This is a genomic window from Pseudomonas sp. MWU16-30322 (assembly GCF_020515535.1).
Lineage (GTDB): Bacteria > Pseudomonadota > Gammaproteobacteria > Pseudomonadales > Pseudomonadaceae > Aquipseudomonas > Aquipseudomonas fluorescens_H.
Genome location: NZ_JAIWYL010000008.1, coordinates 293,975 through 317,654, shown reverse-complemented (window position 1 = coordinate 317,654; position 23,680 = coordinate 293,975). Strand labels below are relative to the sequence as shown.

Genomic DNA, 23,680 nt, shown 5'->3' with positions numbered 1-23,680 from the left:
ACAACTTTTGCGACACATAGGGTCAACCGGTGACTGATTTGTTATTTTTGGTCACCAGCGTTCAGCGATAAAACAAAGCCCGCAATCAGCGGGCTTTTTAGTGATGGTTGTGGCGTGATTCAGCCAGCGGCGCTGTCCATGCGCACTGCGCCGCGACGGTTCTGTCCGAACGCCATGACGCAGTTACGCCCGGCGCCCTTGGCGCTGTACAACGCCTGGTCGGCGGACTTGAGGACTTCTTCCGGCGTCCGCTGCTCGACCCGTTCGGCAACGCCAATACTGACCGTGACCGAGACACTGGAAGCACCGCTGCCGCTACGGCGCTGGCGACCTTGCTGGTCGTCCTGCGGGCGGTTCTCCTGATTGCGCAACTGGATGTTGTAGGAGGCAATCGACTCGCGGATCACTTCCAGGTGCGGCATGCATTCCTCGAGGGTTTTGCCCGCAAACACCAGGGCGAATTCCTCACCACCATAGCGATATGCCCTACCGCCGCCGCTGATTTTCGACAGTTTGCTGGCGACCAGTCGCAGCACTTGGTCACCAACATCGTGACCGTGAGTGTCGTTGAATTTCTTGAAGTGATCGACGTCGCTCATCGCCAGCACATAGTTGCGCCCCAGGCGCTGCATCCGCTCATTGAGCGCGCGCCGCCCCGGCAGACCGGTGAGTTCATCGCGGAAGGCCATTTGATAGGCCTCGTGCGCCACGGCAGCCGCAACCATCAGCATCACCTGACTGCACATGATGTTCAGGGTGAATGGCAGGATGAAGGTTTTCGGCAGCATCCAGAACAAACCGAGCAAGCCGACCAGTTGCGCCGCATGCAGCGGGCGCGGGTTGCGCCAGTACTGCCAGGCCAGCAGCAGGAACGCCGAGAGGAATACCGGATAGGACATCTGGATCAGGCTCATCCAGGCGCCATGCAGCGCCGGCCAGCGGATTTCCGAGAGCCACATGAGCAGAGCCTGGGGATAACTCTGCTCAAGGCCGAGGGCGACGCTGCCGAAGGCCAGCAACACAGCGAACCGCGCCACCATGTCCTGAAACAGATGGGTACGTTCCTGCCACGCGGCGAACAGCCCGAACAGCAGCGGCAACAACAGACAGACAAGGTGGAATACCACGGCAGCGTCTTCGCGCACTTTGCCATTGTCGCGGTAATAGTCGGTCTGGGTGTCGAGCAAAAAGTAGGCGATGTACACCGTGAGCATCAGAAACAGTTCGCGCTGACGTCGGTAAACCGCACAGTAAGCGCCGCCCAACAGCAGCACCAGGGTCGGCAACACGTTGAACAGCGAAGTGAAGAATACGTTGAGGTCTTTGACGTACGCAGCCGCCAACCCCGCAAGTAACAACAGCAGTGAAGGTAGGAAATGGCTGAAACGTACAGCAGAAGAACGCGGCAAGGGTAAAGCTCCGACCCGTCAAATCAAAGAGATGGCATTGTGCCTGCAATGTGGCCAGTTAAGCACACACAATGTGATCCAGATCACACGCAGTCTCTTTAACGGCAGAAAACTCGGGTTTCTGAGCGATTCAGAAACAAAAAAAAACCGCTGCCCCATGGGAGCAGCGGTTTTCGTCAGACCGCGTTGAGGCTTAGTAGCCCAGTGCGAAGTCTTCTTCTTTCATGTCCATCAGGTTGTTGGCGCCCGACAGCATGGTGGCCACGTGAGTACGGGTACGTGGCAGGATGCGCTGGAAGTAGAAGCGCGCGGTTTGCAGCTTGGCGGTGTAGAACGCTGCGTCGCCGGTGCCTTCTGCCAGCTTCTCGGCCGCCACACGTGCCATGTCGGCCCAGAAGTAGGCCAGGCAGGCGTAACCGGAGTACATCAGGTAGTCCACGGAGGCCGCACCGACTTCTTCGCGATCTTTCATGGCCGCCATACCGACCTTCATGGTCAGCTCGCCCCATTCCTTGTTCAGTGCAGCCAGCGGTGCAACGAACTCTTTGACGGCTTCGTTGCCTTCGTTGTTCTGGCAGAACTTGTGGACGATCTTGGTGAAGCCTTTCAGAGCCTCGCCTTGGGTCATCAGCACTTTACGGCCCAGCAGGTCGAGTGCCTGGATGCCGGTGGTGCCTTCGTACAGCATCGAAATACGGCTGTCGCGGACGTTCTGCTCCATGCCCCACTCGGCGATGAAACCGTGGCCACCGTAGATCTGCACGCCGTGGTTGGCGGCTTCGAAACCGACTTCGGTCATGAACGCTTTGGCGATCGGCGTCATGAACGCCAGCAGAGCGTCGGCCTTCTTCTTCTCTTCTTCGTCGACGCCGTATTTGACGATGTCGACCTGCTTGGCAGTGAAGTACACCATCGCGCGATTGCCTTCGGCGAAGGCCTTCATGGTCAACAGCATGCGACGTACGTCAGGGTGCACGATGATCGGGTCAGCAGCCTTTTCCGGCGCTTTCGGGCCAGTCAGGGAGCGCATTTGCAGACGATCGCGAGCGTATTTAAGGCCACCCTGGAAGCCGATTTCGGCGTGGGCCAGACCTTGCAGCGCGGTACCCAGACGTGCGGTGTTCATGAAGGTGAACATGCAGTTCAGGCCTTTGTTCGCCGGGCCGATCAGGAAACCGGTCGCGCCGTCGAAGTTCATCACGCAAGTGGCGTTGCCGTGAATGCCCATCTTGTGTTCCAGCGAACCGCAGCTCACTGCGTTGCGCGCACCGAGGGTGCCATCGGCGTTCGGCAGGAACTTTGGAACGATGAACAGGGAAATGCCTTTGGTGCCAGCCGGTGCGTCCGGCAGACGAGCCAATACGATGTGGACGATGTTGTCGGCCATGTCGTGTTCACCGGCCGAGATGAAGATCTTGGTGCCGGAAACTTTGTAGGAACCATCAGCCTGAGGCTCGGCCTTGGTGCGCAGCATGCCCAGGTCGGTGCCGCAGTGCGGTTCGGTCAGGCACATGGTGCCGGTCCACTCGCCGGAAACCAGTTTGGTCAAATAGGCTTCTTGCTGCTCAGGGGTGCCATGCTCGGAGATGGTGTTCATCGCGCCGTGCGACAGGCCTGGGTACATGCCCCACGACCAGTTGGCTTCACCGACCATTTCGCTGACGGCCAGACCCAGCGACTCCGGCAGGCCTTGACCGCCGTGCTCAACGTCGTGCGCCAGGCTTGGCCAGCCGCCTTCAACGAACTGCTTGTAGGCTTCTTTGAAGCCAGTCGGGGTCTTCACGCCGGACTCGCTCCAGGTGCAGCCTTCGAGGTCGCCCACGCGGTTCAGCGGTGCCAGTACCTGCTCACAAAACTTGGCGCCTTCTTCGAGAATGGCGTCAACCATGTCTGGCGTTGCGTCGGCGCAAGCCGGAAGGCTCTGATAGTGCGCTTCGTAGCCGAGCAGTTCGTCACGAACGAAGCGAATATCACGCAAGGGGGCCTTGTAGTCAGGCATAGCGATAAACCTCTGCTGATGTAACCGGGAATGAACGACCGTGTTGATTTGTTGTGACGGTCAAACAGTTGTTTGAAACATACGTTTACGCCGAAATCTTGTCAAGCGTCGATCTTTTGCCGTTCGTCATCACTTTTTTCAAACGCCGGACACAGCAAACCGCCATGGACTGCACAACGCCACGGGCCATAAAAAAAGATTAGTTGAGGGAGAAGGACTTACAACGAAAAACGCCGCGACAAGGCGCGGCGTTCAGCAGGCGGGAGACGCGAAAAATCAGGCAAACGTATCGATGATCGTACCGAGCATTTCATCGGAAGCCTTGGCGACCTTGGTGCCCAGCTCTACCTGAAATTTGCCCTGGGCCATCTCGGCCATGGCGCTGCCCGGATCCATTTGCTGACTGCGGTCGATACCACGCAGACGATCGACCTGAGCCTCCGAAGACTGGCTGGTGACCGAACGCTCGATGGTGTTGTTGGCGATCTGGCTCGCGGCCTGGTCGACACGGTTCTGCCCGGTTTGAATGGTGCTCAAACCTGCATAAAAAGCTGTGTTACCGGAGATTTCCATAGCACTCTCATCCTTGGGAAGGATCAATGGTGGTCATTGAAGCAGAGGCGCCAGAAAAACACCCGTCAAAAATACTGATGGCACAGTGCCTTGTCATAGCCAAAAGCATTAATCCAGCAGATCGAGTTGCAGATGATCGGCCACAGCCTCTGCGCTGAGCGATTTCAGTTTCGGTACCCGCCCCAGACACGGCGCCGGAAGCCGCTCGGCCAACGTCGCCAGATTCTCCTCCAGCCGCGACGTCTTCGGATCGATGATATTCGCCACCCAACCCGCCAGTTGCAGGCCATCGCGAGCAATTGCCTCGGCCGTCAGCAACGCATGGCTGATGCAGCCCAGGCGCACACCCACCACCAGAATCACCGGCAGCTTCAACGCGATGGCCAGATCCGACAGATTGTCCTGATCGGCCAACGGCACCCGCCAGCCACCCGCCCCTTCGATCAACGTGAAATCGGCATTCAGCGCCAGAATTTCGCGCATCGGCGCCAGCAACGATTGCACGGTCAGCGCGACGCCGGCCTCACGCGCTGCCAGATGCGGCGCAATCGCTGGCTCGAATGCCACCGGATTGACCTGTTGATAAGTCAGCGGCACCGAACATTCAGCCAGCAACGCCAGCGCATCGGCATTGCGCAAACCCTTGGGGGTGACCTCGCAGCCCGAAGCAACCGGTTTCCCCGCCGCCGTACTCAGCCCTGCCGAGCGCGCAGCATGCAGCAACCCGGCAGCCACGGTGGTCTTGCCGACATCGGTGTCAGTCCCGGTGATGAAATAGGCTGCGCTCATAAGGGTTTCTCCAAAACGGCGTAGACCACCTGGTAAGTCGCCGGCAATCCCTGCGCCTCACGGAACTGCTCGTAAGCCTCGATCAAGCCGAGAATCCGCGCGCGCCCGGTCAAGCCACCCGGCCGGCCAGGGTTCAGATTGTGCGCGCCGAGCGCCTTGAGTTCATGGGTCAGGCTGCGCACATCCGGGTAGTGCAGCACATGCGCCTGATTCTGCAGACTCACCGTACGCAAGCCACTGGCGGCACACAACTGCTCATACCGGGCGAACTCGCGGAAGCGGTTGACGTGCACCAGACCATCGACCTGCCGCCAGCTGTCCCGCAACTCGTACAACGTCCCTACACAAAGACTAGCAAACGCAAAAATCCCACCGGGTTTCAGTACGCGAAAAGCCTCACTGAGCACCGATTCGAAGTCCGCACACCACTGCACCGCAAGGCTGGAAAAGATCAGCTCACAGGTCGAATCCTGCAACGGCAGACGTTCCGCATCGCCAGCGATGAAATGCTGCGCACCACCCAAAGGACGGGCGTGATTGAGCATGCCCTCGGCGATATCCAGTGCCAGACCATGACCCTCGACAAATCGCTCGGCCATTGCGCGAGTGAAATACCCGGTGCCGCAGCCCAGATCCAGCCACCGCGCCGGCACAAAACCCGCTGGCAAGCGTGCGAGCAACTGCGAACCGACATCACGCTGCAGCTCGGCAACACTGTCGTAACTGGCCGCCGCACGTGAGAAAGACGCCGCGACCTGGCGCTTGTCAGGCAAGCCGCCAGGCAGCGCAACAAGAGACAAATCAGTCATCACCGCACTCGTGTAGAAAAGCCTGGATCGCACCCGCCACGCCATGGGGGTCTTCCAGAAGAAATGCATGACTGGCCTGTTCGATCAGACCAATTTCGATATCCGGCAACAACGCGAACAACGCCCCTGCTGCTTCTGCCGGCACCAGGCCGTCCTGCCCGGCGAACAGATGCAACTGCGGGCCGCGAAAGGCCTGCAACGCTTCACGGGTATCCAGTTGTGCGAGCAATTCCAGGCCGGCCATCAAGGTCTCGGGGGCTGCATTCGGCGCCCCGCCCAGCATCAGCCGCGACAAGCCGCGCGGATCTTGCGCGCCTTGGGCACACAGCAGCGAGAAACGCTTGAGGGTCATTCGCGGGTTGGTCTGGCAGCCGGCGAGAAACGCATCGAACGTCTCGCCGGGCATCGCGCTCGGCCATTGCTCATGGGCGACAAACGAAGGATTGCTCGCCAGTGTCAGCAGCCCGCAGCAATGTTCTCCACGCCGCGCCGCCAACTCGCCGGCAAGCATGCCGCCGAGCGACCAACCGCCCAGCCACACGTCCTGAGGGATCCGTTCATCGAGTTCGTCGAGCCAATTCTGCAAGTCGCAAGAATCGAGTTCCGGCAACGGCTCGATCTCGACATGCAGGTGCTCGTCGAGCCCATGCAATGCCGCGGCCAGAGGCTCCAGCGGCGAAACGCCGAGGCCCCAGCCGGGCAGCAGAATCAGGCGATCACGCATGGCTTGGCTCCGACGAGAGTTGGGCAAAGCAATCGGCCAGTCCTTCTAACAATAGCTGCACCTGCGCCTCGCTGTGGGCGGCGGTCAGGGTCACGCGCAGGCGTGCACTTCCCGCCGGAACGGTAGGCGGACGGATGGCCGTGACCATCAAGCCGCGCTCGCGCAACATCTGCGACAGACGCACGGCGCGACCGGCATCGCCGATCAGAATCGGCTGGATCGGGGTGAAGCTGTCCATCAGTTGCAGACCGATCTGCTCGGCCCCTCGACGAAATTGGCGGATCAGCAGGTTAAGGTGCTCACGCCGCCAATGCTCGGTGCGCAGTAATTCCAGACTTTTCAGGGTCGCGCAGGCCAGCGCCGGCGGCTGGCTGGTGGTGTAGATGTAGGGCCGGGCGAACTGGATCAGGCTTTCGATCAGCTCTTCACTGCCAGCGACAAAAGCGCCAGCAGTACCGAACGCTTTGCCAAGGGTGCCGACCAGCACCGGCACATCCTCCTGACTCAGACCAAAATGCTCGACGATCCCGCCGCCATTGGCGCCGAGCGGGCCGAAGCCATGGGCATCGTCGACCATCAACCACGCGCCTTTGGCCTTGGTTTCCCGGGCCAGCGCTGGCAGATCGGCGAGGTCGCCATCCATGCTGAATACACCATCGGTGACCACCAGCGTATTGCCGGTGGCTTTCTCCAGCCGCTTGGCGAGGCTGTCGGCGTCGTTGTGCAGGTAACGATTGAACCGCGCGCCGGACAACAGACCGGCATCCAGCAACGACGCATGGTTGAGCCGGTCTTCCAGCACCGTATCGCCCTGCCCGACCAGCGCCGTGACCGCACCGAGGTTGGCCATGTAGCCGGTGGTGAACAGCAACGCACGGGGCCGGCCGGTGAGATCGGCAAGGGCTTCTTCCAGTGCGTGATGCGGGCCGCTGTGACCGATCACCAGATGCGACGCGCCGCCGCCCACGCCCCAGCGCTCGGCACCGTCGCGCCAGGCTTCGATCACCTGCGGATGATTGGCCAGGCCAAGGTAATCGTTGTTACAGAACGCCAGCAACGGCTGGCCGTCGACCACCACTTCAGGCCCCTGCGGGGACTCGAGCAGCGGGCGCTGACGATAGAGATTTTCGGCACGGCGGGCAGCAAGGCGTGCGGCGAGATCGAAAGACATGCAGGCCTCGACTTTCAAGTGACACAGATCTCCTGTAGGAGTGAGCCTGCTCGCGATGGCGGTGTATCAGTCGACATTATTGGTGAATGTCAGACCGCTATCGCGAGCAGGCTCACTCGTACAGGGTTTTGCGTTTCGAGCGAAGATCAGACCGCAGCGTTATAGAACTGCTCGCTGCTCTTCTGCTCCACTAGCGCCTGCTCGATCGCGGCCTGATGCACCTCGTCGGAATGCTCTTCGCGCGCTTCCGGTTGAATGCCCAGGCGCGCGAACAGTTGCATGTCCTTGTCGGCCTGCGGGTTGGCGGTGGTCAGCAGTTTGTCGCCGTAGAAAATCGAGTTGGCACCGGCAAGGAATGCCAACGCCTGCATTTGCTCATTCATCGCCTCGCGGCCGGCGGACAGGCGCACGTGGGATTGCGGCATGAGGATGCGCGCCACGGCGAGCATGCGGATGAAGTCGAACGGATCGACGTCATCGGCGTTTTCCAGCGGCGTGCCGGCCACCTTCACCAGCATGTTGATCGGCACCGACTCCGGATGCTCCGGCAGATTGGCCAACTGGATCAGCAGGTTGGCGCGGTCGTCCAGCGACTCGCCCATGCCGAGAATGCCGCCGGAGCAGATCTTCATCCCCGACTCACGCACGTAGGCCAGCGTCTGCAAGCGTTCGCTGTAGGTGCGGGTGGTGATGATGCTGCCGTAGAACTCAGGCGAGGTGTCGAGGTTGTGGTTGTAGTAATCGAGGCCAGCCTTGGCCAGCGCCTCGGTCTGTTCCTGATCGAGACGACCGAGGGTCATGCAGGTTTCCAGGCCCATGGCCTTCACGCCTTCGACCATCTTCAGCACATACGGCATGTCTTTGGCCGACGGGTGCTTCCACGCAGCCCCCATGCAGAAGCGGGTCGAGCCGATGGCTTTGGCGCGGGCAGCCTCTTCGAGGACTTTCTGCACTTCCATCAGCTTTTCTTTTTCCAGGCCGGTGTTGTAGTGACCGGACTGCGGGCAGTACTTGCAATCTTCCGGGCAGGCACCGGTCTTGATCGACAGCAGCGTGGAAACCTGCACGCGGTTGGCGTTGAAATGGGCGCGGTGCACCGTCTGCGCCTGGAACAGCAAGTCGTTGAATGGCTGTACGAAGAGCGCTTTGACTTCGGCTAAAGACCAGTCGTGACGCAGGGTGGCAGAGGTGCTGGCGCTCATGGGCAGTTCCTTGGTTATGCTTGGCTGGCGGCTGCGGGAACGGAATACCCACAGGCGCGACACGGATGTTCGGCATATTTAAGGAAGAGTCATGCGCTGTCAACCACTACACGAACAACAGGTTTACATCTGTTTAAAAAACGTACAGACCTGCTTGCTGTGCGATGAACCCGCAGAAGCAGAAATGCCAATCTGCGTCGCCTGCGAAACCGATCTGCCTTGGCTCGGCGACCAATGCCAGACCTGCGCCTTGCCGCTGCCCAGCGCTGGCATGACCTGCGGCGGGTGCCTGCTAGAGCCGCCGGCGTTCGAACAGGTGGTGGTGCCATGGCGCTATGACTTCCCGGTGGACAGTTTGATTACGCGTTTTAAACACAACGCGAAATGGCCGTTTGGTCACCTGCTCGCCGACGTTGCCGGACAATACCTGCAACATCGCTTCGATGAAGGTTTGCCGCGACCCGACCTGTTGGTGCCGGTGCCACTGGCCAGCAAACGTCTGCGTCAACGTGGGTTCAATCAAGCGGCAATGCTGGGGCGATGGTTGAGCCAACAGCTGGATCTGCCTTTTGAGGAACAGGCTCTAAGGCGGATTCATGACACCAGCGCCCAACAGGATCTCGACGCCAAGGCACGCAAGCGCAACTTGCGTCACGCCTTCGCCCTGGCCCCGGACGCAAAGGTAAAAGGTCGGCACTTCGCATTGATCGATGACGTGCTGACCACCGGCGCCACGGCCCAGGCACTGGCGCGACTGTTAAAAGATGCCGGTGCAGCGCGGGTTGACGTGTATTGCCTGGCGCGCACACCAAAACCCGGAAGCTGAAACCGACAAAATCCCTTGTAGGAGTGAGCCTGCTCGCGATAGCGCAATCACTGCCAACATTGATGCTGACTGTTCCACCGCCATCGCGAGCAGGCTCACTCCTACAAGGGCACTGTGTTTGGCTTGACTGATGCGTCGCAAGCCGCCAACTTCACTTCCCACCGCCACTGTGAAAAAGCCCCCACCAATGTCCCTGCCCACCCTGTTGTCCCAGCACATCGTCCGCCGTCCGCAGCGCATCGCCCTGCTGCAACACATTGCCGAACAGGGCTCGATCACCCGCGCCGCGAAAAGCGCCGGGCTCAGTTACAAAGCCGCCTGGGATGCAATCGATGAGCTGAACAACCTGGCGCAGAAACCGCTGGTGGAACGTGCGGTCGGTGGCAAGGGCGGCGGTGGCGCCAAACTGTCCAGCGAAGGCGAACGGGTGTTGCGCCTTTATCAAAAGCTGCAGGCCTTGCAGGCACAGGTGCTCGAAGCCGCCGAAGACGCCAGCGATCTGGATCTGCTCGGGCGCCTGATGCTGCGCACCAGCGCGCGCAACCAGTTGCACGGCAAAGTCGTCGCCATCGAAGGACAGGGCCGCAATGACCTGATTCGCCTCGAACTGGCCGAAGGCCTGTGGATCAACGCGCAGATCACCCACGACAGCACCGTGCACCTGGAACTGCAACCGGGCACCGAAGTGGTGGCACTGATCAAGGCCGGCTGGCTTGAATTGCTGGCCCCGGAGCAAGTTGCAACATCTGGACACAATCTTCTGCAGGGCACCATTGAAGCCATTCTCGATGCCGAGGACGGCCCCAGCGAAGTGCGCATCACCTTGCCCAACGGCCAGACGCTCTGCGCTCTGGCGGAGCCGCTGCAGCTTCGCACCCGCAACCTGAATGTCGAGCAACCAGTGCAGGTGCAATTTTCGCCGTCCAATGTGCTGATCGGCACGCCGCTGTAACGGACTTTCTGCAACAAAAGCTTCATCGCCCCCCATTAAGGTTGCTGCCAAAACCAAGCAGGGAGCCTGATGTGAGCCTATTAGAAGAAAACCAATCGACTGATCTGGAAAAAATGGTCGGCCTCAGCCGTCGCGGTTTCATCAGTGCCGGGGCACTGTGCGGCGCCGCCATGTTCCTCGGCGGCAACCTGCTGAGCCGTAGCGCGCTGGCCACCGGCATCAGCGCCGGCAATAGCCGCCTGCTCGGTTTCGAGAGCATTCCCGCCGCGACCACCGACGTCATCAGCCTGCCCAAGGGCTACAAGTCCTCGGTGCTGATCAGTTGGGGTCAACCATTGCACAAGAACGGCCCGGCGTTCGACCCGAGCGGCAATGGCACCGCCGCCGCCCAGGAAGTGCAGTTCGGCGACAACAACGACGGCATGAGCCTGTTCGAATTCCCCGACGACCGAAACCGTGCGTTGATGGCGATCAACAACGAATACACCAACTACCGCTACCTCTACCCGCACGGCGGCATGCCGCAATCGGCCGAAGACGTGCGCAAGGCGCTGGCCTGCGAAGGGGTGTCGGTGATCGAAGTGCAGCGCAAAAATGGTCAGTGGCAGTTCGTCCAGGGCTCGCGCTACAACCGTCGCATCCATGGCAACTCGCCGCTGCGCATCAGCGGGCCGGCGGCCGGTCATGAGCTGATGAAGACGGCCGCCGACAAGCACGGCAAAAAAGTCCTCGGCACCTTCCAGAACTGCGCCAACGGCAAGACGCCGTGGGGCACCTACCTGACCTGCGAAGAAAACTTCACCGATTGCTTCGGCAGCAGCAACGCGCAGCAGCAGTTCGACCCGGCACAAAAGCGCTACGGCGTGTCGGCCGCCAGTCGCGAAATCAACTGGCACCCGTTCGACCCGCGTTTCGACATGGCGAAGAACCCCAACGAACTCAACCGTCACGGCTGGGTGGTCGAGATCGATCCGTTCGATCCGCAATCGACCCCGGTCAAGCGTACGGCGCTGGGTCGCTTCAAGCATGAAAACGCCGCCCTCGCCGAGACCGATGACGGTCGCGCCGTGGTGTACATGGGCGACGACGAACGCGGCGAGTTCATCTACAAGTTCGTCAGCCGCGATCGCATCAACCATCGCAACCCGAAAGCCAACCGCGACATTCTCGACCACGGCACGCTGTATGTGGCCAAGTTCGACGCCGGTGACGGCAACCCGGATCACCCGAAGGGCCAGGGCCAGTGGATCGAACTGACCCACGGCAAGAACGGCATCGACGCCAGCAGCGGTTTCGCCGATCAGGCCGAAGTGCTGATCCACGCCCGCCTCGCCGCCAGTGTGGTCGGCGCCACGCGTATGGACCGCCCGGAGTGGATCGTGGTCAGCCCGAAGGACGGCCAGGTTTATTGCACCCTGACCAACAACGCCAAGCGCGGCGAAGACGGGCAGCCGGTGGGCGGGCCGAACCCGCGCGCGAAGAACGTCTACGGGCAGATCCTGCGCTGGCGCACCGACCGCGACGATCACGCGGCGAAGACCTTCGCCTGGGACCTGTTTGTGGTCGCCGGCAATCCGGGTGTGCATGCCGGCACGCCGAAGGGCGGCTCGTCGAACATCACCCCGCAGAACATGTTCAACAGCCCGGACGGTCTGGGCTTCGACAAGGCCGGGCGCTTGTGGATTCTGACTGACGGCGACTCGAGCAACGCCGGCGACTTCGCCGGGATGGGCAACAACCAGATGCTCTGTGCCGATCCCAAGACCGGCGAGATTCGCCGGTTCATGGTCGGGCCGATTGGTTGCGAAGTCACCGGGATCAGCTTCTCGCCGGATCAGAAAACCCTGTTTGTCGGGATTCAGCACCCGGGCGAAAACGGCGGTTCGACCTTCCCCGAGCATCTGCCGAATGGCAAGCCACGGTCTTCGGTGATGGCGATTACTCGTGAGGATGGCGGGATCGTCGGCGCCTGATAAACCGCTTTCGCGAGCAAGCCCGCTCCCACATTGGATCGGCTGAGTGCATGAGATGGTCGGCACACCGGAGATCCACTGTGGGAGGGGGCTTGCTCCCGAAGAGGCCCTTCCAGGCAGCCCACTATTCAAGGCAAAACCCTCAACCTCCACAGTCTGCGCTACCATGCTGGGCCGGACGCGGCAGCCTGCTGCGCGCAGGAGTCAGCATGGCCCACCCGTTTGAAACCCTTACCCCCGACCTTGTACTCGATGCCGTTGAAAGCATCGGGTTTCCCAGTGATGCGCGCATTCTCGCGCTCAACAGCTATGAGAACCGCGTCTATCAGGTCGGTATCGAAGACTCCGAACCGCTGATCGCCAAGTTCTACCGTCCGCAACGCTGGACCAACGAAGCCATCCTCGAAGAACACCAGTTCACCTTCGAACTGGCCGACGTCGAAATCCCGGTGGTGGCGCCGCTGATCCACAACGGCCAGACCCTGCACGAACACGCGGGTTTCCGTTTCACCCTGTTTCCGCGTCGCGGCGGCCGTGCGCCGGAGCCGGGCAATCTCGATCAGTTGTATCGTCTCGGCCAGTTGCTCGGGCGTATTCATGCGGTCGGCGCGACCAAGCCGTTCGAACACCGTGAAGCACTGGGCGTACAGAACTTCGGCCATGCCTCGCTGGCGACGTTGCTTGAAGGCAACTTCATCCCCAAGAGCCTGCTGCCGGCCTACGAGTCAGTGGCCCGCGACCTGCTCAAGCGGGTCGAAGACGTCTACGCCGCCACGCCGCACCAGAACATCCGCATGCACGGCGACTGCCACCCCGGCAACATGATGTGCCGCGATGAAATGTTCCACATCGTCGACCTCGACGACTGCCGCATGGGCCCGGCCGTGCAGGACATCTGGATGATGCTCGCCGGCGACCGTCAGGAATGCCTGGGCCAGCTCTCGGAACTGATGGACGGCTACAACGAATTCCACGACTTCGATCCGCGCGAACTGGCGCTGATCGAACCGCTGCGCGCCCTGCGCCTGATGCACTACAGCGCCTGGCTGGCGCGGCGCTGGGACGACCCGGCGTTCCCGCACAGCTTTCCGTGGTTTGGTACGGAGCGGTATTGGGGCGATCAGGTGCTGGCGCTGCGCGAACAACTGTCCGCGCTGAATGAAGAGCCACTGAAACTCTTCTGATTCACCACAAACCTTTGTGGGAGGGGGCTTGCTCCCGAAGGCGGTGTGTCAGGCAATTATTCTGCTGCTGATACACCGCATTCGCGAGCAAGCCCGCTCCCACATTTGGCCAGTATTCACAAATTCAAAACTCATTTGCCAACAAATCTCCTTACAATCCCTGCTTTGTCAGCTGCCTAAGCAAGGATTCTGCATGCAAGCCGCCAACCCGCGTCGCGGGTACATTCTGGGCCTGAGTGCCTACATCATCTGGGGCCTGTTCCCGATCTACTTCAAAGCCATCGCTGAAGTCCCCGCTGTCGAGATCATCATTCACCGCGTGCTGTGGTCGGCACTGTTCGGCGCCTTGCTGCTGATGGTGTGGAAGCATCCGGGCTGGTTGCGTGAGTTGCTCGACAACCCGAAACGCCTGGCGATTCTGGCCTTGAGTGGCACCTTGATTGCGGCCAACTGGCTGACCTATGTGTGGTCGGTAAACAACGGACGCATGCTCGAGGCGAGCCTCGGTTACTACATCAACCCGCTGGTCAACGTGCTGCTGGGGATGCTGATTCTCGGCGAACGTCTGCGGCGCATGCAGTGGGTCGCGGTGGGCCTGGCGGCCATCGGCGTGGCGCAGCAGGTGTGGCAGGTCGGCAGTCTGCCGTGGGTCTCGCTGGTGCTGGCACTGACCTTCGGCTTTTACGGTTTGATCCGCAAACAGGCGCCGGTCAAGGCCTTGCCGGGGCTGGTGGTGGAAACGTGGATGCTGGTGCCGATCGCCTTCGCCTGGTTGCTGTTCAACCAGACCGCGACCAGCGCACAACCGGCGTTCTGGGCCACCTCCCAAGCCTGGTGGCTGGTGGCTGCCGGCCCGGTCACGCTGGTGCCGCTGGTGTGCTTCAACGCCGCTACCCGGCACTTGCCCTACACCACCATCGGCTTCCTGCAATACCTGGCACCAACGCTGGTACTGCTGCAGGCGGTGCTGCTGTTTGGTGAGCATTTGTCGTCGAGCACGCTGATCGCGTTCATCTTCATCTGGGCCGGTCTGGCCGTTTACAGCGTCGATGCAGTGATCAGTTTGCGCCGGCGCAGCTGATCAAAAAACGCACAAAGCTTCGCAGGCCACGGTTCTCGTGGCCTGCAACGTTCCTTCCCAAGGTTATCCACAGCGTGATCCCCGCCGTTTGTGCGCAAGTCACTGAATGCTGGCGGTTTTTTGATCAGTTCCCGGCAAGCCACGGCTGACGCGGGGTTGCGCCCGGTCTCTACAGGTTACCCACAGGCAGGTGCACGTTAAAACTGGATAACCCGGCGGCGCTTAAAGGTCTGTGCGTAACACCAGTTCGACCATCAGATCATCGGCCAGGGTTTCCAGCCGCGATTGCAGCACGTCCAGCGACAGGGTCAGCGGCACCGCCAGAATCGCTTCGGCGTGGAACAGCGGCTCGCTGCTCATCGGTGCCGGGCGCACTTCGGTCACCAGCCGTTCGAGGTTCACCCCCTGCTCGCTGAGCAACCGGGTGATGTCGCGCACGATGCCCGGGCGGTCATTGCCCACCAGCTCCATGGCGATCGGTTTCCAGGTGCAGGACTGCTCGATGCCACTCTCGGCGATCAGCACGCGAATGCCCTGTGCCGCCAGTGCTTGTAAGGCATCGACTAATTCGTCGTAAGCCTCCGCCGGTACGCCCACCCGCAAAATCCCGGCGAACTGCCCGGCCATCCGTGACATGCGGCTTTCCAGCCAGTTGCCGCCGTGCTCGGCGATGCATTGGGCGATGCGCTCGACCTGCCCGGGCTTGTCCGGGGCAAACACAGTGAGTACGAGATGGTCCATGGCGCCGCCCTCTTGTCATGACTTTTGTTATAGAAAGGCAAGTATAGGCAAGCACCGACATTCAGCCGCCATGCTCAACTGAACAACACCTGTGGCGAGGGAGCTTGCTCCCGCTGGCGGCCGCAGGACGCCCTCTCCAGTCAGTAATAGCTTTTGCGGGTGCTTTGCACCCGAGCGGGAGCAAGCTCCCTCGCCACAAATGCAGGCTCAGCGACGCTGAATGGAAGCCGCACAGGATTTATGTGTACAACTTTTTATATTTAGCTGGAACAATCCGATGGTTTTTTGAGAACATCCCGTTCCGCGACGTGACCGCAATGCGTCATGAGGTCGCAGAACGACGTAATTAGTCTGATTTTCACAAGCGCAACGCATCATGTAGTATGCCTCGGCGCGCACTACATAACGCTGGATCGATGTCTGCCCAAGGCACGTTCGCAACCTTGAAAGCCCCGTCAGCAAGGCCCCCAAGCCGTTGATTGGTCCCAGCCCAGCCGCCAGCAATGGCATGTACTGGTCGGAAGGTTTGTGGTTTAAATGGCCAGAGGCTTCATTGTCAAATTGAAGAGCTGAAAAGCGAAATAGCTGAGCAGAGTGAGGCAAGCAATGACTGAACACGTTCAAGTCGGTGGCCTGCAGGTCGCCAAAGTCCTGTTCGACTTCGTGAACAACGAAGCCATTCCCGGTACCGGCCTCACCGCCGAAAAATTCTGGGAAGGTGCCGACAAGGTCATTCATGACCTGGCGCCGAAGAACAAAGCCCTACTCGCCAAACGCGATGACTTCCAGGCTCGCCTTGATGCCTGGCTCCAGGAACATGCCGGCCAGGCGCACGACGCCGTGGCTTACAAAGCCTTCCTGCAAGAAATCGGTTATCTGCTGCCAGAAGCGGCTGATTTCCAGGCAACGACGCAAAATGTCGATGATGAAATCGCCCGTACCGCCGGCCCGCAACTCGTGGTGCCGGTGATGAACGCCCGCTTCGCCCTCAACGCCTCGAACGCCCGCTGGGGTTCGCTGTACGACGCCCTCTACGGCACCGACGCGATCAGCGAAGACGGTGGCGCGGAAAAAGGCAAAGGCTACAACAAGGTGCGTGGCGACAAAGTCATCGCCTTCGCCCGTGCGTTCCTCGACGAAGCGGCTCCCCTGGCCGCTGGCTCCCACGTCGATTCGACGGCTTACAAAATCGTTGACGGCAAACTGCTGGTCACCCTCAAGGGCGGCAGCAACACCGGCCTGCGCAACGATGCACAGCTGATCGGCTTCCAGGGCGATGCCAATGCCCCGATCGCGATCCTGCTGAAGAACCACGGCCTGCATTTCGAAATCCAGATCGACGCCAGCACCCCGGTCGGCCAGACCGATGCCGCCGGCGTCAAAGACATCCTGATGGAAGCGGCACTGACCACCATCATGGACTGCGAAGACTCCGTGGCCGCCGTCGATGCCGACGACAAAGTGGTGATCTACCGCAACTGGCTCGGCCTGATGAAGGGCGACCTGTCCGAAGAAGTCGCCAAGGGCGGCCAGACCTTCACCCGCACCATGAACCCGGATCGCACCTACACCAGGGTCGATGGCAGTGAACTGACCCTGCACGGTCGCTCGCTGCTGTTCGTGCGTAACGTCGGTCACCTGATGACCATCGACGCCATCCTGGACAAGGACGGCAACGAAGTGCCGGAAGGCATCCTCGACGGTCTGGTGACGTGCCTGGCGGCGATGCACAACCTCAACGGCAACACCTCGCGCAAGAACACCCGCACCGGCTCGGTCTACATCGTCAAACCGAAGATGCACGGCCCGGAAGAAGCGGCGTTCACCAACGAGTTGTTCGGTCGCATCGAAGATGTGCTGGGCCTCAAGCGCAACACCCTGAAAGTCGGGATCATGGATGAGGAGCGCCGCACCACGGTCAACCTCAAGGCCTGCATCAAGGCTGCCAGCGAGCGCGTGGTGTTCATCAACACTGGTTTCCTCGACCGTACCGGCGACGAAATCCACACCTCCATGGAAGCCGGCCCGATGGTGCGCAAGGCTGACATGAAGGCCGAGAAGTGGATCGGCGCCTACGAGAACTGGAACGTCGATATCGGTCTGAGCACCGGCCTGCAAGGTCGTGCACAAATCGGTAAAGGCATGTGGGCGATGCCCGATCTGATGGCGGCGATGCTCGAACAGAAAATCGCTCACCCGCTGGCCGGTGCCAACACCGCCTGGGTGCCATCGCCGACCGCGGCTGCGCTGCACGCGCTGCATTACCACAAGGTTGACGTGTTCGCCCGTCAGGCCGAACTGGCCAAGCGTGCCCGTGCTTCGGTGGACGACATCCTGACCATTCCGCTGGCGGTCAACCCAAGCTGGACGCCGGAGCAGATCAAGAACGAACTGGACAACAACGCCCAGGGCATTCTCGGTTACGTGGTGCGCTGGATCGACCAGGGCGTGGGTTGCTCGAAGGTGCCGGACATCAATGACGTCGGCCTGATGGAAGACCGTGCAACGCTGCGGATCTCCAGCCAGCACATCGCCAACTGGCTGCGCCACGGTATCGTCACCGAAGCGCAAGTGATGGAAAGCCTCAAGCGCATGGCGCCGGTGGTCGACCGTCAGAACGCGAACGACCCGCTGTACCGTCCGCTGGCACCGAACTTCGACAGCAACATCGCCTTCCAGGCGGCGGTCGAACTGGTGATCGAAGGCACCAAACAGCCGAACGGCTACACCGAGCCGGTACTGCACCGTCGTCGTCGCGAGTTCAAGAAGGCCAACGGCCTGTAACTAGCGCTCAATGCCGGACATGAAAAAGCCCTGATCTTGCGATCAGGGCTTTTTTGTTGGCCGCTAAAATCTAACAACCACTGATGATCCATTGTGGGAGCGGGCTTGCTCGCGAAGGCGGTGGGACAGTCACCACAGGTGTTGAATGTTACTGCGCATTCGCGAGCAAGCCCGCTCCCACAGGGGGGGGCGGTGTCGCTTGAGAGTCAGGGTTCGATGCCCAATTCGTGTTTGACCAGACCCAGCAACTTCGCCGTATCAATCGGCTTGAGCAGAAAATCCACCACGCTCAGGTGCATCGCGGCAATCGCGTCCTTCACATCGGCATCGCCGGAAACAATGATGATCGGCAACGCCGCCCGCTCCGACTCACGCACCTGCCGAATCAGATCCAGCCCACCGACGTGGCCCATGCGCAGATCAGTGATCACCAATCCAATCGAGGGCTTTTCCGCGAGCATCTTCAGCGCGGTTTCACCGCTGGCGGCGGTCATGCAATGAATGCCATCCAACGCGAGTATCTCCGACAAAAGCTCCCGGGCGTCCTTGTCGTCATCGACGATCAGTACACGCTGCGGCGGCAGATCGGGTTCGAGCATTACAGCACTGAGCGCTTCACGCTCGGCGTCGCTCAAAATATCGTGGTCGGACATGGGATTCTCTACGTTTTCAATTCAGTCACCTGGCACAGTCGTCAGACATCGCTAAGCAGAGCTTCAATGTGCACTTCGTCGGATTTTTTTCCAAGAGGCTGGCGGGAGAATTTCCGACTGTTTTTGTAGGGCACTTCCCAAATGTGCCGAACGGCAGCGCAAACCTAGACTTACGTCCAATGGGCACCCCGCGCGCAGGGGCCGACCATGGCTGCAACGATCCGACAACAACAATTCAAAAAAGACTGCGGTAATGGTTATGAGTAAAGCGGACGCCTTCACCCAGGCAGGGAAAACCGCGGTGTTGCAGAACATTCAGGGCACCCTGCAATTCCTTCAGCGCTTCCCGCCCTTCAATCAGATGGAACACGCGCACTTGGCTTATCTGGTGGAACAATGTCAGCTGCGTTTCTATGGCCAGGGCGAGAGCATCATCAAACCCGCCGACGGGCCGGTCGAATATTTCTACATCGTCAAACAGGGTCGCGTGGTCGGCGAACGCCAGCACATCACCCGGCCCGGCACCGAAACCACCTTCGAGATCACCACCGGGGAATGCTTCCCGCTGGCCGCGCTGATTGGCGAACGGGCGACCCGCACCGAGCATCTGGCCAGCGAAGACACCTTCTGCCTGCAACTGAACAAACCGGCGTTCATCAAACTGTTCGCCCTGTCCAACAGCTTCCGCGATTTCGCTTTGCGCGGGGTCAGCAGCCTGCTCGATCAGGTCAACCAGCAAGTCCAGCAGAAAGCCGTGGAAACCCTCGGCACCCAGTACTCGCTGAACACCCGCCTCGGCGAATTGGCGATGCGCCATCCGGTGACGTGCAGCCTGGACACGCCACTGCGCGAAGCGGTGAAGCTGATGCACGAGCAACAGGTCGGCAGCATCGTCGCGGTGGATGAACACAAGGCGCCGCTGGGGATTTTCACCCTGCGCGATCTGCGCGAAGTGGTCGCCAATGGCAGCGGTGATTTCAGCGAGACCATCGAGCGGCACATGACCTGTTCGCCGTTCTTTCTGTCGCCCGATCACAGCGCATTCGACGCGGCGATTGCCATGACCGAACGGCACATCGCCCACGTTTGTCTGGTCAAGGATCAGCGTCTGTGTGGCGTGGTTTCCGAGCGCGACCTGTTCTCGCTGCAACGGGTCGACCTGGTGCACCTGGCCCGGACCATCCGCAGTGCCCAGCGCATCGAGCAACTGGTGAGCCTGCGCGGCGAGATCGGCCAACTGGTCGAACGCATGCTCGCCCACGGTGCGTCTTCGACGCAGATCACCCACATCATCACCCTGCTCAACGACCACACCGTGTGCCGGGTGATCGAACTGACCCTCGCCGAAAAAGGCGACCCCGGCGTGCCGTTCAGTTGGCTGTGCTTCGGCAGCGAAGGCCGGCGCGAACAGACGCTGCACACCGATCAGGACAACGGCATTCTGTTCGAAGCGCGGGACGCGGCACATGCGGCGGAGATTCGCGGCAAGCTGCTGCCAATCGCCCAGCAGATCAACCAGAGCCTGGCGCAGTGCGGCTTCAGTCTGTGCAAGGGCAACATCATGGCCGGCAACCCTGAGCTGTGTCTGTCGCGAGCAGAATGGGCGCGGCGCTTTGCGGCGTTCATCCGCGAGGCGACGCCGGAGAACCTGCTCGGTTCGAGCATTTACTTCGACCTGCGGGTGGTCTGGGGCGACGAGAAAGGCTGCGCGCAACTGCGCCGGGGGATTCTCGATCAGGTCGGCGACAACCGTTTGTTCCAGCGCATGCTGGCCGAGAACGCCCTGCGCAATCGTCCGCCGGTGGGGCGTTTCCGCGAGTTTGTGCTGGCGCGCAAAAACGGCGAGAAAGCCACCCTTGATCTCAAGGTTCAGGGCCTGACGCCCTTCGTCGACGGCGCACGCCTGTTGGCACTGGCCAATGGCATCGAAACCAACAACACCCTCGAACGCTTGCGCCAACTGGTTGAAAAAGAGGTGATCGAACGTCTCGACGGCGCCGCGTATGAAGAGGCCTACCACTTCATTCAGCAGACGCGCATGCAGCAACACCAGATTCAGACGCGGGAAAATCTGCCGTGGTCGAACCGGGTCGATCCCGACAGCCTCAATCATCTGGACCGACGCATCCTGCGTGAATCCCTGCGCCAGGCGCAGCGCCTGCAGAGCAGCCTGGCCCTGCGGTATCAGCTATGAGCCTGTTCTCGTGGCTGCGGCCGGCCAGCCCTCTGCTGTCGGTAGACCTGCAACAACGTCTGGCAAAACTGCCGGCGATCAGCGAACTGAAAGAATGCAGCCTGCGTGAACAGCGCTGGGTGGTGCTCGATCTGGAAACCACCGGGCTGAACCTGAACAAGGATCGCGTGCTGTCGATCGGCGCGGTGGTCATCGAAGACGGCGCGATCGACTTCAGTCAGCAGTTCGAGCGCACTCTGCAATGTCGGGAGCTGAAGCTCAGCCCGAGCGTGTTGATCCATGGCCTGGGGCCGAACGCGATTGCCGCCGGCAGCGACCCGGCCGAGGCGTTGCTGGAGCTTATGGAATTTATCGGTAACAGCCCGGTGCTGGCGTTTCATGCGCCCTTCGATCAGCACATGCTTGGGCGCGCGCTGCGGGAACACCTGGGTTACAAGCTGCAGAATGTGTTTCTGGATGTCGCGGACATGGCGCCGCTGCTGTGTCCGCAGGCGAATATCCGCGAGGCCGGGCTGGACGAATGGATCGACTGGTTCAGGCTGGAGGTGTTCGAGCGGCACAACGCGAGTGCCGATGCGCTGGCCACGGCAGAGCTGGCGTTGATTCTGTTCAGCCGCGCGCGACAGCAGCAGATTCATAGTCCGCTGAATCTGCAGCAGCGCTTGAGTCAGTGGAAGCGCCGACAGCAGGCGCCTTCCTTGTAGATTTTCTGCGCCTGTTCCGGCCCCTTCGCGAGCAAGCCCGCTCCCACCCTGGAACGCATTCCCCTGTGGGAGCGGGCTTGCTCGCGAAGAACGATGACGCGGTCCTGCTGATACCACCCGACCAGTGGCCAATTGCTAACCATTCCCACCTCTGCGAGAATCGCGAACAATTCTCGTTGGTTAACATTTCCCAATCGGTGCGTCTGGTGTCGTCAGTCCCAAGCCCTCACAGTGAACTCGTCGGTGCGTTGTATCGCGACCATCGCGGTTGGCTGCTGAGCTGGTTGCGGCGCAATGTGGCTTGCCCGCAACGGGCCGAAGACCTGAGCCAGGACACCTTCGTCCGTCTGCTCGGTCGCGATGAGTTGCTGACGCCGCGCGAACCCCGGGCGTTTCTGGTGGCGATCGCCAAGGGCCTGCTGTTCGACTACTTCCGCCGCGCCGCACTGGAGCAGGCCTACCTCGCCGAACTGATGCTGATCCCCGAAGGCGAACAACCCTCGGTCGAAGAGCAGCAACTGATCCTCGAAGACCTCAAGGCTATCGACCGCCTGCTCGGCAAGCTGTCGACCAAGGCCCGCGCCGCCTTCCTTTATAACCGCCTCGACGGCCTCGGCCATGCTGAAATCGCCGCGAAGCTTGGCGTCTCCGTGCCGCGTGTGCGGCAGTATCTCGCGCAGGGCATCCGCCAGTGCTACATCGCCCTGTACGGTGAGCCGACATGAGTCCGGCCAGCTCCAAACCGGTCTCCGCGCAGGTGCTGGACGCGGCGATTGCCTGGCAGTTGTCGCTGGATTCCGGCAGCCCGCTGGAGCGCGAAGAGTTCGCCAAATGGCATGCAGCGAATGAAGAACACGCCCGCGCCTGGCGGCAGTTGGGCATGCTCGATCAGCGCTTCAGCGTCGCCAACGGCCCGGCCCGCGCAGCCTTGCTGCAATCGCGCGAAGGCATTCGGCGGCGCGTGCGCAAGCTCGGCAGCGGATTGGCCAGCGTGGTGGCGCTCGTCGGTCTGGCGTTGTTTGCCGGTGATCGCTACTTGCCGCTGGATTACTGGCTCGCCGATCAACGCACCGCCACCGGCGAGCAGCGTACGGTGCGCCTGGCCGATGGCACCGTGCTCAACCTCAACACCCACAGCGCGGTGGATGTGCGTTTCGATGCCAGGCAGCGGCTGATCGTGTTGCAGGAAGGCGAGATCATGGTCGAGACCGGTCACGGCGACGCGCGGCCGTTCATCGTCGAAACTCGCGAAGGCAGCATGCGCGCATTGGGCACACGGTTTCTGGTCAAGCGCGAGGAACAAGGCACGCGCCTGAGCGTGTTGCAGTCAGCGGTGGCGGCGCATCCGCAAAGTCACCCCGAAGAGCAGATCCTGCGCGAAGGCCAGCAAGTGCTGATTCGCAACGACGGCCTCGACACAGTCGCTGCGCTCACGCCCGGCGCCGATGCCTGGACCCGCGGCATGCTGGTAGTGGACAACGCGCGGCTCGCAGACCTGGTGCATGAACTGGCTCGTTATCGCCGCGGATATCTGGGCGTGGCGCCGGAAGTCGCTGACCTGCGCATTACCGGCAGCTTCCCGCTGCACGACACCGACAAGGCCCTGAGCGCCCTGCTGCCGACCCTGCCGGTACAGATCGAGCAGCACACGCCGTATTGGGTCACGGTGGCGAAGGCTGGTACCAAGCCTTAAAAAATTCGTTGTCAGGGAAATAGCTATCGCGAGCAGGCTCACTCCTACAGTAGGAATGCGTTCCCCCTGTAGGAGTGAGCCTGCTCGCGATAGGGCCACCCGCAGCACTCGAAAATTCCGAATCAGCAGCCCCACTCCCAGTTAATCGAAATTATTTTCATCCAGCCCTATCACTTTTCAATTCTCGTCCGGCACACAGGCAATTGAGAAATATTTCCA

Annotated in this window: 20 protein-coding genes; 10 read left to right on the top strand and 10 right to left on the bottom strand. The window is 61.0% G+C overall.

Annotated elements, in window-relative coordinates:
• Positions 1 to 119: 119 nt before the first annotated feature.
• From LCH64_RS18690 to bioB, 8 genes are all read right to left on the bottom strand, one after another.
• Positions 120 to 1,409 carry a GGDEF domain-containing protein gene (locus tag LCH64_RS18690; RefSeq protein ID WP_003228895.1) on the bottom strand — a complete coding sequence of 430 codons (1,290 nt, stop codon included), beginning with the start codon at positions 1,407 to 1,409 and terminating at the stop codon, positions 120 to 122.
• A 193-nt stretch (positions 1,410 to 1,602) separates the two neighbouring features.
• Positions 1,603 to 3,408 carry a phenylacyl-CoA dehydrogenase gene (locus LCH64_RS18685; RefSeq protein ID WP_226500965.1) on the bottom strand — a complete coding sequence of 602 codons (1,806 nt, stop codon included), beginning with the start codon at positions 3,406 to 3,408 and terminating at the stop codon, positions 1,603 to 1,605.
• A gap of 276 nt (positions 3,409 to 3,684) precedes the next feature.
• A complete protein-coding gene (locus LCH64_RS18680) occupies positions 3,685 to 3,981 on the bottom strand; it encodes a hypothetical protein (RefSeq protein WP_003228898.1) in 297 nt (98 codons plus the stop codon).
• Between the two features lie 108 nt (positions 3,982 to 4,089).
• Positions 4,090 to 4,770 (bottom strand): dethiobiotin synthase, encoded by a 681-nt coding sequence (gene bioD, locus LCH64_RS18675; RefSeq protein WP_003228900.1) that lies wholly within the window; start codon positions 4,768 to 4,770, stop codon positions 4,090 to 4,092.
• The gene (bioC, locus tag LCH64_RS18670) at positions 4,767 to 5,579 is read right to left on the bottom strand and encodes a malonyl-ACP O-methyltransferase BioC (RefSeq protein WP_003228902.1); all 813 of its coding nucleotides are present in this window, start codon (positions 5,577 to 5,579) and stop codon (positions 4,767 to 4,769) included. Before bioC ends, bioD begins: the two co-directional genes overlap by 4 nt.
• Positions 5,572 to 6,303, bottom strand: a complete 732-nt coding sequence (locus LCH64_RS18665) for an alpha/beta fold hydrolase (RefSeq protein WP_226500964.1) — start codon at positions 6,301 to 6,303, stop codon at positions 5,572 to 5,574. Before LCH64_RS18665 ends, bioC begins: the two co-directional genes overlap by 8 nt.
• On the bottom strand, positions 6,296 to 7,474 hold the full coding sequence (gene bioF, locus LCH64_RS18660; RefSeq protein WP_226500963.1) for an 8-amino-7-oxononanoate synthase: 1,179 nt from the start codon (positions 7,472 to 7,474) through the stop codon (positions 6,296 to 6,298). The genes LCH64_RS18665 and bioF overlap by 8 nt, the downstream gene beginning before the upstream one ends.
• A 146-nt stretch (positions 7,475 to 7,620) precedes the next feature.
• Positions 7,621 to 8,676 (bottom strand): biotin synthase BioB, encoded by a 1,056-nt coding sequence (gene bioB / locus LCH64_RS18655; RefSeq protein ID WP_103486447.1) that lies wholly within the window; start codon positions 8,674 to 8,676, stop codon positions 7,621 to 7,623.
• 91 nt (positions 8,677 to 8,767) lie between these two features.
• Between bioB and LCH64_RS18650 the strand changes: the two genes are divergently transcribed.
• The 5 genes from LCH64_RS18650 to rarD all read left to right on the top strand — a co-directional run bounded on the left by LCH64_RS18650 (position 8,768) and on the right by rarD (position 14,692).
• Positions 8,768 to 9,502, top strand: coding sequence for a ComF family protein (locus LCH64_RS18650; RefSeq protein ID WP_226500962.1), 735 nt, complete (start codon positions 8,768 to 8,770; stop codon positions 9,500 to 9,502).
• A 187-nt stretch (positions 9,503 to 9,689) separates the two neighbouring features.
• Positions 9,690 to 10,454, top strand: coding sequence for a TOBE domain-containing protein (locus tag LCH64_RS18645; protein WP_226500961.1), 765 nt, complete (start codon positions 9,690 to 9,692; stop codon positions 10,452 to 10,454).
• A 71-nt stretch (positions 10,455 to 10,525) separates the two neighbouring features.
• Positions 10,526 to 12,427 (top strand): PhoX family phosphatase, encoded by a 1,902-nt coding sequence (locus LCH64_RS18640; protein WP_226500960.1) that lies wholly within the window; start codon positions 10,526 to 10,528, stop codon positions 12,425 to 12,427.
• A 209-nt stretch (positions 12,428 to 12,636) separates the two neighbouring features.
• A complete protein-coding gene (locus tag LCH64_RS18635; RefSeq protein ID WP_226500959.1) occupies positions 12,637 to 13,611 on the top strand; it encodes a serine/threonine protein kinase in 975 nt (324 codons plus the stop codon).
• 193 nt (positions 13,612 to 13,804) lie between these two features.
• Positions 13,805 to 14,692, top strand: coding sequence for an EamA family transporter RarD (gene rarD, locus LCH64_RS18630; RefSeq protein WP_226500958.1), 888 nt, complete (start codon positions 13,805 to 13,807; stop codon positions 14,690 to 14,692).
• A 222-nt stretch (positions 14,693 to 14,914) separates the two neighbouring features.
• Here the strand turns inward: rarD and LCH64_RS18625 are convergent, their stop codons facing one another.
• On the bottom strand, positions 14,915 to 15,433 hold the full coding sequence (locus LCH64_RS18625; protein WP_003228919.1) for a glycine cleavage system protein R: 519 nt from the start codon (positions 15,431 to 15,433) through the stop codon (positions 14,915 to 14,917).
• A gap of 606 nt (positions 15,434 to 16,039) precedes the next feature.
• Between LCH64_RS18625 and LCH64_RS18620 the strand changes: the two genes are divergently transcribed.
• Entirely contained in the window at positions 16,040 to 18,217 is a 2,178-nt protein-coding gene (locus LCH64_RS18620; RefSeq protein ID WP_226500957.1) for a malate synthase G, read from the top strand.
• Positions 18,218 to 18,423: 206 nt separating this feature from the next.
• Here LCH64_RS18620 and LCH64_RS18615 read toward each other — a convergent pair whose 3' ends face one another.
• Positions 18,424 to 18,870, bottom strand: a complete 447-nt coding sequence (locus LCH64_RS18615) for a response regulator (protein ID WP_226500956.1) — start codon at positions 18,868 to 18,870, stop codon at positions 18,424 to 18,426.
• 259 nt (positions 18,871 to 19,129) lie between these two features.
• Here LCH64_RS18615 and LCH64_RS18610 point away from each other — a divergent pair, with 259 nt between their 5' ends.
• The 4 genes from LCH64_RS18610 to LCH64_RS18595 all read left to right on the top strand — a co-directional run bounded on the left by LCH64_RS18610 (position 19,130) and on the right by LCH64_RS18595 (position 23,461).
• Positions 19,130 to 21,064: a DUF294 nucleotidyltransferase-like domain-containing protein gene (locus LCH64_RS18610; RefSeq protein ID WP_315975171.1), complete on the top strand. Its 1,935-nt coding sequence runs from the start codon at positions 19,130 to 19,132 to the stop codon at positions 21,062 to 21,064.
• Complete coding sequence (locus LCH64_RS18605) at positions 21,061 to 21,768, top strand: 3'-5' exonuclease (RefSeq protein WP_226500955.1); 708 nt, start codon at positions 21,061 to 21,063, stop codon at positions 21,766 to 21,768. Before LCH64_RS18610 ends, LCH64_RS18605 begins: the two co-directional genes overlap by 4 nt.
• 206 nt (positions 21,769 to 21,974) lie before the next feature.
• Positions 21,975 to 22,493 carry an RNA polymerase sigma factor gene (locus LCH64_RS18600; RefSeq protein ID WP_226500998.1) on the top strand — a complete coding sequence of 173 codons (519 nt, stop codon included), beginning with the start codon at positions 21,975 to 21,977 and terminating at the stop codon, positions 22,491 to 22,493.
• On the top strand, positions 22,490 to 23,461 hold the full coding sequence (locus LCH64_RS18595) for a FecR family protein (RefSeq protein WP_226500954.1): 972 nt from the start codon (positions 22,490 to 22,492) through the stop codon (positions 23,459 to 23,461). Before LCH64_RS18600 ends, LCH64_RS18595 begins: the two co-directional genes overlap by 4 nt.
• The last annotated feature ends 219 nt before the right edge of the window (positions 23,462 to 23,680 follow it).